Raw genomic sequence first — 13010 nt, 5'->3', positions numbered from 1 at the left:
TTCGCTGGGATGACGGAGAAAATGACATGACCGCTCCCAAAGTTCTGATTTCCGACAAGATGGACCCCAAGGCCGCCACGATCTTCAAGGAACGCGGCATCGACGTCGACGTCATCACCGGCAAGACCAAGGACGAGCTGATCGCGATGATCGGCGCCTATGACGGCCTCGCGATCCGCTCGGCCACCAAGGTCACCGCCGACGTTCTGGCCGCGGCGACGAACCTCAAGGTCGTCGGCCGCGCCGGGATCGGCGTCGACAATGTCGATATCCCCTCGGCGTCGAAGCAGGGGGTCATCGTGATGAATACGCCCTTCGGCAACAGCATCACTACGGCCGAACATGCGATCGCGATGATGTTCGCGCTCTCCCGCCAGATCCCCGAAGCGAACGCGCTGACGCAGGCGGGCAAATGGCCGAAGAACGACTTCATGGGCGTCGAGCTGACCTCGAAGACGCTCGGCCTGATCGGCTGCGGCAACATCGGGAGCATCGTTGCCGAGCGTGCGCTGGGCCTCCGCATGAAGGTCGTCGCCTTCGACCCCTTCCTGACGCCTGAGCGCGCGATCGAGCTCGGCGTCGAAAAGGCCGATCTCGACACGCTGCTCGCCAAGGCCGATTTCATCACGTTGCACACGCCGCTGACCGATCAGACGCGTAACATCCTGTCGGCCGAGAATATTGCCAAGGCAAAGAGGGGTGTCCGCATCATCAACTGCGCACGCGGCGGCCTGATCGACGAGGCGGCGCTCAAGGACGCGCTCGACAGCGGCCATGTCGCGGGCGCGGCGCTCGACGTGTTCGCGACCGAGCCGCCTCCGGCCGATCACCCGCTGTTCGGTACCCCGAACTTCATCTGCACCCCGCACCTCGGTGCCTCGACCGACGAGGCGCAGGTCAATGTCGCCATCCAGGTCGCCGAGCAGATCAGCGATTACCTCCTCACCGGCGGGATCACCAACGCGCTCAACGTCCCGAGCCTATCGGCCGAGGAGGCGCCTAAGCTGCGCCCCTATATGAGCCTCGCCGAAAAGCTCGGCAGCCTCGTCGGCCAGCTCGCGCACGACAACCTCACCACCATCTCGGTCGAGGTCGAGGGCGCTGCGGCCGAGCTCAACCTCAAGCCGATCACCGCCGCGGTGCTGACCGGCCTGATGCGCCGCTATTCGGACGCGGTGAACATGGTCAACGCCCCGCACCTCGCCCGCGAGCGCGGGCTCGACGTCCGCGAAGTGCGGCACGACCGCGACGGCGATTATCACACGCTCGTCCGCGTCACCGTCGCCACCGAAGCGGGCGACCGCTCGGTCGCGGGCACGCTGTTCAGCAACGGCGACCCGCGCCTGGTCGAGATGTTCGGGATCAAGGTCGAAGCCGACCTCGACGGTCACATGCTCTACATCGTCAACGAGGATGCGCCCGGCTTCATCGGCCGCATCGGCACCGCGCTCGGCGAAGCGGGCCTCAACATCGGCACCTTCCACCTCGGCCGCCGCGCCGCGGGCGGCGAAGCGGTGCTGCTGCTCAGTCTCGACTCGCCGATGCCGGAACCGCTCTTGTGGCAGCTCTGCCAGCTGCCCGGCGTGAAGACGGTGAAGGGTTTGAAGTTCTGAGCTTAAGTCTCCCTCCCGCTTGCGGGAGGGGCAGCGAGACTTGGAAGCTTGTTTCCTAGTCGTAGCGGGGTGGGCCACTGAAACGTCGTTGCCCACCCCACTGCGGCTAGCCAGCAAGCTGGCGAGCCTCGTTGCCCCTCCCGCCTGCGGGAGGGGAGATTTGATTGATCGTCCGCCCTTAGACTTCTAAGGCCCCACCATGCCTCGTACCCCTGCCCTGCTGCCCGAAGGCCTTCGCGATCGCCTCCCCCAACAGGCCGAGGCAGCATCGCGTGTCACCCGCGCGCTCGTCGATGCGATGCGCGCGCATGGTTATGGCCGCGTATCGCCGCCGCTGGCCGAGTTTCGGGAGACGCTGGGCGGCGATGATGATCGCACCACCCGCGACCTGCTGCGCTTCACCGATCCGGTGTCGCAGCGTACCCTCGCGCTGCGTCCCGACATCACCCGGCAGGTCGGGCGAATCGCCACCTCACTGCTCGCGGGTGCCCCGCGCCCATTGCGCCTCTGCTATGCCGGCCAGATCGTCAAACTGCGCGCGAGCCAGCTCCGCCCGGCGCGCGAAATGCTGCAAGTCGGCGCCGAATTGATCGGCAGCGACAGCGTCGCCGCGGCGCGCGAGATCGTCGGCGTCGCGATCGACGCGTTGGAGGCGGCGGGCATCGGCCCGGTGACGATCGATTTCACCCTGCCCGATGTCGTCGATCTGCTCGCGAACGGCCCGCTGCCCGTCGATACCGATATCCAGCAACTGCGCGATGAGCTCGATGCCAAGGACGCCGGGGCGCTGACCCGCATCGGCGCCGCCGCCTATCTGCCGCTGCTCCGCGCTACCGGGCCGTTCGATCAGGCAATCGCCGATCTGCGCGCCGTCGACGTATCGGGCGTGCTCAGCGCCCGCATCGACGCGCTCGAAGCGATCGCAGCGCCGGTGCGCGATCGCGTCGCGCTCACTCTCGACCCGACCGAACGCCACGGCTTTGCCTATCAAAGCTGGTTCGGCTTCCAGATCTTCGTCCCCGGCCAGGGCGACGCGATCGGCCGCGGCGGCGGCTATGCCATCCCGGTCGGCGACGAACAGGAAGAGCCCGCGGTCGGCTTCTCGCTCTACCCCGACCCGCTGATCGACGACGGCCTCGGCGCCGAGGATGAGGCCGAACGCCGCATCTTCCTGCCCCTCGGCCACGATCCCGCGCTGGCAACAAGCCTGCGCGCCGACGGCTGGCAGACGGTCGCAGCGCTGACCGACAGCGAGGACGCCGCACGCCTCGGCTGCGGCTTCACGCTCGGCCCCGACGGGCCCGTCGAAGTCTAGAAATCCGAAATCCCGAAACGCGGAATCCCCTGGTTCACACCGGGTGGATCGAGCACGGTCACGTCGAGCTCGACCGGCTCGCCGATCCAGTGCGCAAGGCTGGTGTGGTCGGCGAGATCGTCGTCGGTCAGCGGATGAACAAGCGCGCGCAGTCCCGTCGCCTCGATCGCCGCGACCACCGCAGGCCGATAGCTGGCCAGGAAGTGCACCTCATATTGCGCGATCGGATGCGGCCCCGCCGCGCCATCGGTCAGCGCGCCGACGAACAGGATCGCCGGATCCGCGCCGAACGCATCGCGGAGCGCGACCGCCGCCGACCGCTCGGCGGGGTCGTAATAGATATGCGCATGATAGGGCGCGTCGGGGTTCGTCATCTCGGCATCGCTTTCCACTTGTGTCATCTCGGGCTTGACCCTGGGTGCGTCATTTGAAGGAAAAGGCGGGTTCCGGGTCAAGCCCGGGATTGGCCCCGGCCCGACGATCATTTCGAACGCTTGGGCTAGCCCGACGCTGCCGAAGGGAACAATCGTAGCGAACGACGGTTGTCAGAACACCGAAACCAAAATGGGGGCCGATCGCCCTCGTCGCCGGAGAGAGACAATGAAAAAGCTTCTGAAAATTTTCGCAATTGGCAGCTCGATATTGATCCTGTCGGCTTGCAATACGATCGAAGGCGCCGGGAAGGACGTAGGGTCTGTCGGCGACTGCGCCGATGGCGTGAAGGGCAACTGCTAGCCGGCGGGGAACGCTATCAGCGGATCACCATTATTGTCGGGTCGCTGCCGTTTCCGATATCGTCATCCCGGGCTTGACCCGGGACCCGCCTTTTCCTTCCAGATAGGCGGCCCGAGGTGACGTTCATCGGAGCCGCAACATCCGACTCTCGCACCAAAGCTGACCCTACCGCGCTGCAAACACCTGCTTCAACCACGCATCGACCGTCGCGGTCGGCGCATAGGTCGGATCGCCCAGCCGCCGGTTGATCTCGGCATGGCCCTGCAACCCCTCGCCCGGGAAGCTCCCACGCTCGACCTTGCTGCCGCCCGCTGCCAGGGCCTTGCCCAGCGCTTCGGCCTGCCGCACGCCGTCGGGGCGTTGCACATAGAGCAGCAGGAATTGCGGCGCATTCGGCCGCGGCGCCTGCAATGTCGGTGACAGCGCCTTCTGCCGCGCCGGATCGGTCCCGAACGCCTGCTTGTACGTCGCCTGCATGATTGGCGGCCCGTCCTTCATCTGCGCGGGCACGTCATAGGCCGCGCCGTCGATCGGTATGACGCCGGCAATATCGGAAAAACTCAGCCCCGCGCCGCGCAGATATTTTTCGTCGGTTCCCACCAAGGCCACCAGATGCGCGCCCGCGCTATGCCCCATGAGGACGATCCGCCGCCGGTCGATACCCAGCGCGCCGGCGCGGTCGACAAGCGCCTTCACCGCCCCCGCGACATCGGCCGCCTGCTGCTCGACCGTCGCGTCGGGAACGAGCCGATAGTTGATCGACGCGAAGGCATAGCCCAGCTGCGGATAATGCACCGGCTTGTATTGTCCCGTCGCATTGTCCTTGCTGCCCCGCTTCCAGCCGCCACCGTGGACGAAGACGACCAGCGGCGCCGGCCCCTTCGCGTCCTTCGCGCGCCAGATATCGAAATTTTGCAGCGCGTTGCTGCCATAGGAGATCGTCTCGCCGCCCGGCGCCTTCGGACCTTCGTCGGCGCCCATCCGCTCGGCGATCCGCTCGCGCAGCCGGTCGCGCATCTTCTCGCGCGCATCTGCAAAAGGCACTGGCACGGTCACACTCGCGACCGCAAAGGCCGTCAACAGGGCATATCCAAACCAATTTCGTTTCGTCATCGCCTGTCTCCACTATCCCGGCCGTGCAGGTCTTGCCTGCAATTGTCGCAAAATCATCCCGCTTTGGGTTGCCTCCGTGCCCAAATCCGCTAAGGCCGCGCCGGGCCCGCACTGGTCGTTTTTGGCCCGGTTCAGCAGGACAGCATCATGGCAAATGTTACCGTCATCGGGTCGCAATGGGGCGACGAGGGCAAGGGCAAGATTGTCGACTGGCTCGCCAGCCGCGCCGATGCCGTGGTGCGGTTCCAGGGTGGTCATAATGCCGGTCATACGCTCGTCGTCGGCGACCAGGTGTACAAGCTGTCGCTGCTTCCCTCGGGTATCGTCACCGGCACGCTGTCGATCATCGGCAACGGCGTCGTCCTTGATCCGTGGGCGCTGCGCGATGAAATGGCAAAGCTGCGCGGCCAGGGCGTCGAGATCAACGCCGACAATTTCGCGATCGCCGACAATTGCGCGCTGATCCTGCCCTTTCACCGCGACCTCGACGCGCTGCGCGAAACCGCCGCAGGCGCGGGCAAGATCGGTACCACCGGGCGCGGCATCGGCCCGGCCTATGAAGACAAGGTCGGTCGCCGCGCGATCCGCGTCTGCGACTTGGCCCACCTCGACAAGCTTGAACCGCAGCTCGACCGCCTGACCGCGCATCACGACGCACTCCGCGCCGGTTTCGGCCAGCCGCCGATCGACCGCGACAAGCTGGTCGCCGACCTGTCCGAAATCGCCGATTTCGTGCTCGAGTATGCGCAGCCCGTCTGGAAGCGGCTGAAGAAGGTCCGCAAGGCCGGCGCGCGCATCCTGTTCGAGGGTGCGCAGGGCGTGCTGCTCGACGTCGATCATGGCACCTATCCGTTCGTCACCAGCTCGAACACCGTCAGCGGCACCGCTGCCAGCGGATCGGGGCTCGGCCCTTCGTCGGTGGGCTTCGTGCTCGGCATCGCCAAGGCCTATACGACGCGCGTCGGCAGCGGCCCCTTCCCGACCGAGCTCGAGGACGAGATCGGCCAGCGGCTTGGCGAGCGTGGGCACGAGTTCGGCACCGTCACCGGGCGCAAGCGCCGCTGCGGCTGGTTCGACGCGGTGCTCGTGCGGCAGAGCTGCGCGGTGTCGGGCGTCACCGGCATCGCACTCACCAAATTGGACGTGCTCGACGGCTTCGACACGATCCGCATCTGCACCGGCTATCGCCTGCGCGGCAAGATCCTCGACTATTTCCCCTCGCACTCGGCCGATCAGGCCGAGGTCGAGCCGATCTACGAGGAAATGGACGGCTGGCACGAATCGACCGCCGGCGCGCGCAGCTATGCCGACCTGCCCGCGCAGGCGATCAAATATATCCAGCGCGTGCAGGAACTGATCGAAACCCCGATCGCGCTCGTCTCGACCAGCCCCGAGCGCGAGGACACGATCCTGATCCGCGATCCGTTCAGCGACTGATCGCCGCCGCGACGTCGCGGATCGCGGTGACGAACCCTGCCGGATCGTTTTCCTGCACGAAATGGCCGCCGTGTAGCGTCCGGTGCGCCATGCCCCGCGCGCCCGGGACGCGGTCGACAAACGGCGCATCGCCGCCGCGAGTGATCGGATCGCCATCGGTGAAGCAGCACAGGAATGGCTTGTCGAATGCTTCCAGCGCGGCCCAGGCGCGCTTCTGGTCAAGGACCGCGACATTGTCGCCGAGCGGCACGAAGGAGGGAAAGACGCGCGCCGCGACTTTCGACGCCCGTGTCGGGAAGGGCGCATCATAGGCGGCAATTTCCTTTGCCGTCAGTTGCTTCTGGGCGCCCGCATTGACGATCCGGCCGATCGGGAACAGCGGACTGAAGCGGGAAAAAGCGCGCCAGATTGCAAAGGCGCGCGGCGCCGGTTGCCCCTCGGGAAGCCCGCCGTTCGACAGCGCGACCCCCGCGAACCGCTCGGGCATTTCGGCAACGAGGCGGAGGCCGATCAGCGAGCCCCAGTCCTGGCAGGCGAGGATGATGTCCTTAAGGTCGAGCGCCTCGATCCACTGCCGCATCCACGCGACCTGCGCGGCGTAGCTGTATGCCGAACGATCCAGCGGCTTGTCCGAGCGGCCGAAACCGACAAGGTCGGGCGCGACGACGCGAAAGCCGGCCTGGACCACCGGACCGATCATATGGCGGTAGAGATAGGACCAGGTCGGCTCGCCGTGCAGCATCAGCACCGGCTGCGCGCCCGGCGCGCCCTCGTCGACATAGTGGACGCGCAGCCCGCCCGCGATCTCCACATAGTTCGGCTTGTACGGCCAGTCGGGCAGCCCCTCGAAGCGCGCGTCGGGCGTGCGATAGATCTGCATAGTGTCCCCCCTCTTCCTGGAGGCAGCTTAGCGCCGGGCGCGGCCTTGTCCATGCGCGGCGATCGGTTAAGGTACGGCGATGCGCTTCGCCGTCGCCCTGCCCCTCCTGCTGCTGTCGGCCTGCGGGACGGCGCAATCGCAGCCGCTCGCCGCGGGCACAAAGCTCGACCGACTGATCGTCGACAAGAGCGACCGGGTGTTGATCGGTTATGCGAAGGGGCGCGAAATCGTCCGCTACGCGAATGTTCAGCTCGGCGGCTCGCCGGTCGCGCACAAGCGCTTCGAAGGCGACGAGAGGACGCCTGAAGGCGCCTACACGATCGATGGCCGCAACCCGGCGAGCGCCTATCATCTCTCGCTTCGCATTTCCTATCCCAATGCCGCCGACCGCGCTTATGCGGAGGCACGCGGGCGCTCGCCGGGCGGCGACATCTTCATCCACGGCCAGCCCAATGCGTGGCGCGGCCCGGCGATCGCGCGCGACTGGACCGACGGGTGCATCGCGCTGTCGAACGCGGAAATTAAACAATTGTGGGACATCGTGCCCGACGGCACCCCAATCGTCATTCGTCCCTGAGGGAGCAAATATGGCCCGCGATATCCTGGTCCTTTATGGCAGCTACCGCCGCGACCGGCAGGGCATCAAGCTTGCGCACTGGCTTGTCGAGGCGATCAAGGCCCGTGGCGACAGCGCCGAACTGATCGATGCCAAGGCGGTCGGCCTGCCGATGCTCGACCGCATGTACAAGGAATACCCGCGCGGCGAGGCACCGCCCGCCATGGAAGAATTGGCCGCCAAGATCCGCGCCGCAGACGGCTTCCTGTTCGTCACCGGCGAATATAATTGGGGGCCGCAGCCGGGGCTCAAGAACCTGACCGACCATTTCCTCGAAGAATGGTTCTGGCGGCCCGCGGCGATTGCCTGCTACTCGGCCGGTCCCTGGTCGGGGGTGCGAGCGATGATGGGGTGGCGCGACATATTGGGCGAGATGGGCATGGCCGTAATCTCCTCGATCCTGCCGGTCGGGCGGATCGGCGGCGCCTTCGATGCCGACGGCAAGCCCACGGGCGACGATGGCGCGCGGCTGGAAAAGAGCTTCCCCCGCTTCGCCGACGACCTCGACTGGTGGATCGACGCGGCGAAAGTGCAGCGCGCCGCGAAGGCCCCGCCCTACTAGCCCGCCTTCAGTTCCGCATTGAGCCGCAGGCTGGCGCGCCAGAAGAAGAAAGCCGGGATCAGCCCGAGCCACGCCGCGCCGTAGAGGACGTAGCGCACGCTTTCCTGCCCATAGGTCGGCGCGAGCTGATCCGACAGCACGCCGAACAGGAACGGCCCGAAGCCCAGCCCGATGAGATTTTGTCCGAATAGCATGATCGACGCCGCAACCGCCCGCGCCTGCGGGCGGACGAGCCCCTGAACACAGGCATAAGCCGGGCCGTAATAGGCGGAGTTGAGAATCGTCGGGATGATCAGCAGGGCGACCGCGACGCGCCAGTCCTCCATATAATAGCCGAGAAACAGGATCGGCGCCGCGACCGCCATCCCATAGGCGGGAAAGGTCAGGATGTGCCGCTTGTCGCGCGCGCCGAACCGGTCGGCCATCTTGCCGCCAAGCCACGTACCGAACACCCCGGCGAGGCCGAGGACGACCGCCATCGACAGCCCAGCCTCGGTGGTCGACAGCCCGTGGCTGCGAATGAAGAAGCTGATGGTCCACAGCGCCTTTCCATAACCGAGGAAGGCGACGACCGACGACGCGATCAATATGTAGATGAACGCGCGCGAGGCGAAGATTTCGCGCATCGCCTCGCCGGTGGAAAGCCGGGTCACTGCGGCGGCGGTCGCGACGGCTTCGGCGGTGCGGCTGTGCCGCGGCTCGCGCATCACGAACAGCACGACGAGCGCAAGCGCCAGACCCGGTGCGCCAACGAGCATCAGCGCGATGCGCCAGCCGTAGAGATCGTTGACGATCCCGCCGATAATCAGCCCGAGCAGCGATCCGATCGGCACACCGAGGCCGTAGAAGGCGATTGCCGACGAACGCTTTTCGGGCGCCACGCTGTCCGAAATCAGCGAATGCGCGGCGGGCGTGCAGCCGGCTTCGCCGACACCGACGCCGATGCGCGCAAAGAGCAATTGCACGAAATTCTGCGCGAGCCCGCACACCGCGGTCATCGCCGACCAGATCGCGAGCGCGAGGGCGATCAGGCGGACGCGGTTCGTGCCGTCCTTGTCGGCATAGCGCGCAATCGGGATGCCGAGCAGCGCATAGAAGACCGCAAAGGCCGGCCCCGCGAGCAGGCCGAGTTCCGTATCGGTAAGGCCCAGGTCGGCTTTGATCGGCTCGGCGAGGATGTTGACGATCTGCCGGTCGAGAAAGTTGAAGATATAGACGATCAGCAGAATCCACAGCATCGTCCGCGCGTGCGCGGCGGCGCTGTCGGAGGGCGGCGGGGCGATGCCGGCGGCAAGCGCAGGTTTATCCGTCATTTTTCTCTCCCGGACGGCCAAGGTGCAGACCGGAGCGCAGCCTGTCAACGCCGCCAAGGCGGGGCGAAACAAGGCGCTTGCAATTGCCGCTACGGCTGCCAGCCTGCGGCTATGAAGAAAATTTCCCTCGCCGCCGCCGTATCGCTTCTCGCTCTCGCGCCCGCCGCTGCAATGCCGCCGCCGCTGCCCCCCGTCGCCGAGAAGGATGCTGCGACCTTGCAGGCGGAGATGACGCAGGGTTCGATGTCCGACGAACTGCTCACCACCCTCTATCTCGACCGGATCACGAAGATCGACGACCATGGTCCAAAGCTCGACGCGGTCATCGCCACCTTTCCCGACGCAGCGAGCGAGGCGAAGCGCCTGTGGGAGGAACGAAAATCCGGCAAGGTCCGCGGGCCGCTCCATGGCATCCCGGTGCTGATCAAGGACAATATCGAGGCGAAGAGTCCGCTGCCGACGACCGCGGGCAGCCAGGCGCTCAAGGATAATGTCACGAACCGCGACGCGCCGATCGTCGCGCGTCTGCGCAAGGCGGGCGCGGTCATCCTCGGCAAGACGAACCTCAGCGAATGGGCGAACATTCGCTCGGGCGATTCGACGAGCGGGTGGAGCGCGGTCGGCGGGCTGACGAAGAACCCGCACGCGCTCAACCGCAACGCCTGCGGCTCGTCATCGGGCAGCGGCGCCGCGGTCGCGGCGAGCCTCGCGCCACTCGCGATCGGCACCGAGACCGACGGATCGATCACCTGCCCCGCCGCGATCAACGGCATCGTCGGCTTCAAGCCGACGGTCGGTCTCGTCAGTCGCACCTTCATCGTGCCGATCAGCCACAGCCAGGATACCGCCGGCCCGATGGCGCTGACGGTGCGCGACGCGGCAGCGCTGCTGGGCGTCATCGCGGGCAGCGACCCCGCCGATCCCGCGACCGCCGAGGCCGATGCGCGCAAGACCGACTATGTCGCGACGCTGTCGCCCGGCGCACTGAAGGGCAAGCGCATCGGCGTGCTGCGCGACCGCATCGGAAGCCGCGCCGACATTTCGGCGCTGTTCGACGCGGCGCTTCAGGCGATGCAGGGCGCGGGCGCGACGATCGTCGAGATCAAGGACAGCAAGACGGGCCTAGACGGGCTCGGCGCCGCCGAGCTCGAAGTGCTGATGACCGAGTTCAAGGCCGATATTGCGACCTATCTCGCGTCGCTGCCGGCGAAGGACGGGCCGAAGACGCTCGCCGATCTGATCGCGTTCAACAAGGCGCATCCCGAAGAGCTGCGCTGGTTCGACCAGTCGCTGTTCGAACTCGCCGAGACCAAGGGTGGGCTCGACGGCAAGGACTATCTGGAGGCGAAGGCCAAGGCGGCGCGGCTGGCGGGGCCGGAGGGCATCGATCGATTGCTCGCGGAGAATAAGGCCGACTTCCTCGTCGGCGTGACCAACGGCCCGGCATGGACCACCGATCTCGTCAACGGCGATCATTATACCGGCCCCAGCGTCAGCCAGATGCCCGCCGTCGCGGGCTATCCGCATCTGACGGTGCCGATGGGAGCGGTCGAGGGCCTGCCGATCGGGCTGTCGATCATCGGGCAGAAGTGGAGCGACGCCGACGTGCTGGCGGCGGGCTTTGCCTATGAGCAGGTCAGCCGGAAACGCGTGACGCCGACGTACAGGCCGCAATGATCAGCGGCGGCTCTGCCGTTTCTTCCAGCCCATTTCCTCGAGCTCGAGCAGTTCCATCGGGACGTGGATCGTCCGGATGGCGAGCCGAACCTCGATCAGGAACAACGCGAGCGACAGCAGCAGCAACAGCATCGCCACCGCAAAGACCCACGCTGCCGCGAGGCCCAAGTCGAAGCCCGCCACCGCTTGCGTAAAGAGCAAGGCGACGAGCAGGCAAACGACGATCCCGCACGCTACCGCCGCCGCAATCGAATTGTTGATCACGTCGATGCGGCGGTCGACGACGCGAAGCTCGGCGACGACACGCTCATGCTCGGCGCCTTGGGTCTCGGCCCAAAGCTCCATCAGCCGGCGCGACCGGTCGACGACGCGCGCGAGCCGGCCGGTGAAGACGTTGAGCAGACTGCCGGTCGCGACCAGCAGGAACACCGGCGTGACCGACAGCTGGATCGTCTCGGCAATCGCGCCGAGCCCGGACGCCATTAGCCGCCCGCCGCGACCGATGGCGTGTTCACACCGTGCATAGCCAGGAATTTCCTGAGGTTGCGCGCCGCCTGACGGATGCGTTGCTCATTCTCCACCATCGCAATGCGGACGAAACCCTCGCCGTCTTCCCCATAGCCGACGCCGGGCGCAACCGCGACCTTGGCGTGGGTGAGAAGCTGCTTCGAAAATTCGAGGCTGCCCATCTCCTTGAGCGCGGGCGGCAGCGGTGCCCAGGCGAACATCGACGCCTTCGGGCTCGGAATGTCCCAGCCCGCGCGGCCAAAGCTTTCGACCATAACGTCGCGGCGCTTCTGATAGAGTTCGCGGTTCTTCGCGACGATGTCCTGCGGCCCGTTGAGCGCCGCGCACGCCGCGGCCTGGATCGGCGTGAAGGCGCCATAATCGAGGTACGACTTCACGCGCGTCATCGCCGCGATCAGGCGCTTGTTGCCGACTGCGAAACCCATGCGCCACCCCGCCATCGAATAAGTCTTCGACATCGACGTGAATTCGATCGCGACATCCTTGGCGCCCGGCACCTGCAGAATCGAGGGCGTGGGGTTGCCGTCGTAATAGAGTTCCGAATAGGCAAGGTCGCTGAGAACCCAGACCTTGTTCTCCTTCGCCCAGGCGACGAGTCGCTCGTAAAAAGCGAGATCCACGGTCTCAGCGGTCGGGTTCGACGGGTAGTTGACGACGAGGATCGACGGGCGCGGCACGGTGAAGGCCATCGCGCGGTCGAGCGCACGCCAGTAATTCTCGTCGGGGGTCGTCGGCACACTGCGGATCGTCGCGCCGGCGATGATGAAGCCGAAGGTGTGGATCGGATAGCTGGGGTTCGGCGCGAGCACGACATCGCCGGGGCCGGTGATCGCGGTCGCCAGGCTCGCAAGCCCTTCCTTCGATCCCATCGTCACGACGACCTCGCTTTCGGGATCGAGTTCGACGTTGAAGCGGCGCGCATAATAATTGGCCTGCGCGCGGCGGAGTCCCGGAATGCCCTTCGACTGCGAATAGCCGTGCGCATCGGGCTTCATCGCCACTTCGCACAATTTCTCGATGACATGCGCCGGCGGCGGCAGGTCGGGGTTGCCCATCCCCAGGTCGATGATGTCTTCGCCCGCGGCCCGCGCGGCCGCTCGCATCGCATTCACTTCGGCGATGACATAGGGCGGCAGGCGCTTGATGCGATAGAATTCATCTTCGGACATGGGAAACTAGAACAACTCCTTTTCGTGTGCGCTGACCTATTCGTTCAAGTTG

The 13010-nt window shown here is 66.2% G+C and carries 13 protein-coding genes; 7 read left to right on the top strand and 6 right to left on the bottom strand.

The window, feature by feature from the left end:
• Positions 1–26 precede the first annotated feature (26 nt).
• Together serA and QOL68_RS14040 are read left to right on the top strand one after the other, a co-directional pair.
• The gene (serA, locus tag QOL68_RS14045) at positions 27–1613 is read left to right on the top strand and encodes a phosphoglycerate dehydrogenase (protein ID WP_282949834.1); all 1587 of its coding nucleotides are present in this window, start codon (positions 27–29) and stop codon (positions 1611–1613) included.
• 199 nt (positions 1614–1812) lie between these two features.
• The gene (locus QOL68_RS14040) at positions 1813–2928 is read left to right on the top strand and encodes an ATP phosphoribosyltransferase regulatory subunit (RefSeq protein ID WP_282949835.1); all 1116 of its coding nucleotides are present in this window, start codon (positions 1813–1815) and stop codon (positions 2926–2928) included.
• On the opposite strand, the gene QOL68_RS14035 is transcribed toward QOL68_RS14040, so the two are convergent.
• A complete protein-coding gene (locus tag QOL68_RS14035) occupies positions 2925–3320 on the bottom strand; it encodes a DOPA 4,5-dioxygenase family protein (protein WP_282949836.1) in 396 nt (131 codons plus the stop codon). The two genes, QOL68_RS14040 and QOL68_RS14035, sit on opposite strands and share 4 nt — an antisense overlap.
• Positions 3321–3528: 208 nt before the next feature.
• Here QOL68_RS14035 and QOL68_RS14030 point away from each other — a divergent pair, with 208 nt between their 5' ends.
• Positions 3529–3663, top strand: a complete 135-nt coding sequence (locus QOL68_RS14030) for an entericidin EcnA/B family protein (RefSeq protein ID WP_156416504.1) — start codon at positions 3529–3531, stop codon at positions 3661–3663.
• Between the two features lie 165 nt (positions 3664–3828).
• Here QOL68_RS14030 and QOL68_RS14025 read toward each other — a convergent pair whose 3' ends face one another.
• Positions 3829–4776 (bottom strand): alpha/beta hydrolase, encoded by a 948-nt coding sequence (locus QOL68_RS14025; protein WP_282949837.1) that lies wholly within the window; start codon positions 4774–4776, stop codon positions 3829–3831.
• A gap of 147 nt (positions 4777–4923) precedes the next feature.
• Between QOL68_RS14025 and QOL68_RS14020 the strand changes: the two genes are divergently transcribed.
• Positions 4924–6213 (top strand): adenylosuccinate synthase, encoded by a 1290-nt coding sequence (locus QOL68_RS14020; RefSeq protein WP_058455436.1) that lies wholly within the window; start codon positions 4924–4926, stop codon positions 6211–6213.
• On the opposite strand, the gene QOL68_RS14015 is transcribed toward QOL68_RS14020, so the two are convergent.
• Complete coding sequence (locus tag QOL68_RS14015) at positions 6203–7093, bottom strand: haloalkane dehalogenase (RefSeq protein WP_282949838.1); 891 nt, start codon at positions 7091–7093, stop codon at positions 6203–6205. The genes QOL68_RS14020 and QOL68_RS14015 overlap by 11 nt on opposite strands.
• Before the next feature lie 79 nt (positions 7094–7172).
• On the opposite strand from QOL68_RS14015, the gene QOL68_RS14010 reads away from it, so the two are divergent.
• On the top strand, positions 7173–7670 hold the full coding sequence (locus tag QOL68_RS14010) for a L,D-transpeptidase family protein (protein ID WP_282949839.1): 498 nt from the start codon (positions 7173–7175) through the stop codon (positions 7668–7670).
• A 10-nt stretch (positions 7671–7680) separates the two neighbouring features.
• On the top strand, positions 7681–8271 hold the full coding sequence (locus QOL68_RS14005) for an NADPH-dependent FMN reductase (RefSeq protein ID WP_282949840.1): 591 nt from the start codon (positions 7681–7683) through the stop codon (positions 8269–8271).
• Here QOL68_RS14005 and QOL68_RS14000 read toward each other — a convergent pair.
• Entirely contained in the window at positions 8268–9584 is a 1317-nt protein-coding gene (locus QOL68_RS14000; RefSeq protein ID WP_282949841.1) for a spinster family MFS transporter, read from the bottom strand. The two genes, QOL68_RS14005 and QOL68_RS14000, sit on opposite strands and share 4 nt — an antisense overlap.
• Before the next feature lie 111 nt (positions 9585–9695).
• Here QOL68_RS14000 and QOL68_RS13995 point away from each other — a divergent pair, with 111 nt between their 5' ends.
• Complete coding sequence (locus QOL68_RS13995; RefSeq protein ID WP_282949842.1) at positions 9696–11261, top strand: amidase; 1566 nt, start codon at positions 9696–9698, stop codon at positions 11259–11261.
• Here QOL68_RS13995 and QOL68_RS13990 read toward each other — a convergent pair whose 3' ends face one another.
• Both QOL68_RS13990 and QOL68_RS13985 read right to left on the bottom strand, forming a co-directional pair.
• A complete protein-coding gene (locus QOL68_RS13990) occupies positions 11262–11744 on the bottom strand; it encodes a DUF2721 domain-containing protein (protein ID WP_204993672.1) in 483 nt (160 codons plus the stop codon).
• Complete coding sequence (locus QOL68_RS13985; protein ID WP_204993671.1) at positions 11744–12958, bottom strand: LL-diaminopimelate aminotransferase; 1215 nt, start codon at positions 12956–12958, stop codon at positions 11744–11746. Before QOL68_RS13985 ends, QOL68_RS13990 begins: the two co-directional genes overlap by 1 nt.
• Between the last annotated feature and the right edge of the window lie 52 nt (positions 12959–13010).

Origin of the sequence: Sphingopyxis sp. Geo25 (genome assembly GCF_949769135.1) — a bacterium.
GTDB lineage: Bacteria > Pseudomonadota > Alphaproteobacteria > Sphingomonadales > Sphingomonadaceae > Sphingopyxis.
Note: the sequence above shows the minus strand (reverse complement) of the source record. Positions and strands in the feature narration are given on the sequence as shown.

Bases quoted from the DNA above. Each gene is read 5' to 3' on its own strand.
- serA (WP_282949834.1), top strand. From the start codon at position 27: ATGACCGCTCCCAAAGTTCTGATTTCCGACAAGATGGACCCCAAGGCC.
- QOL68_RS14040 (WP_282949835.1), top strand. From the start codon at position 1,813: ATGCCTCGTACCCCTGCCCTGCTGCCCGAAGGCCTTCGCGATCGCCTC.
- QOL68_RS14030 (WP_156416504.1), top strand. From the start codon at position 3,529: ATGAAAAAGCTTCTGAAAATTTTCGCAATTGGCAGCTCGATATTGATC.
- QOL68_RS14025 (WP_282949837.1), bottom strand. From the start codon at position 4,776: ATGACGAAACGAAATTGGTTTGGATATGCCCTGTTGACGGCCTTTGCG.
- QOL68_RS14020 (WP_058455436.1), top strand. From the start codon at position 4,924: ATGGCAAATGTTACCGTCATCGGGTCGCAATGGGGCGACGAGGGCAAG.
- QOL68_RS14015 (WP_282949838.1), bottom strand. From the start codon at position 7,093: ATGCAGATCTATCGCACGCCCGACGCGCGCTTCGAGGGGCTGCCCGAC.
- QOL68_RS14010 (WP_282949839.1), top strand. From the start codon at position 7,173: ATGCGCTTCGCCGTCGCCCTGCCCCTCCTGCTGCTGTCGGCCTGCGGG.
- QOL68_RS14005 (WP_282949840.1), top strand. From the start codon at position 7,681: ATGGCCCGCGATATCCTGGTCCTTTATGGCAGCTACCGCCGCGACCGG.
- QOL68_RS14000 (WP_282949841.1), bottom strand. From the start codon at position 9,584: ATGACGGATAAACCTGCGCTTGCCGCCGGCATCGCCCCGCCGCCCTCC.
- QOL68_RS13995 (WP_282949842.1), top strand. From the start codon at position 9,696: ATGAAGAAAATTTCCCTCGCCGCCGCCGTATCGCTTCTCGCTCTCGCG.
- QOL68_RS13990 (WP_204993672.1), bottom strand. From the start codon at position 11,744: ATGGCGTCCGGGCTCGGCGCGATTGCCGAGACGATCCAGCTGTCGGTC.
- QOL68_RS13985 (WP_204993671.1), bottom strand. From the start codon at position 12,958: ATGTCCGAAGATGAATTCTATCGCATCAAGCGCCTGCCGCCCTATGTC.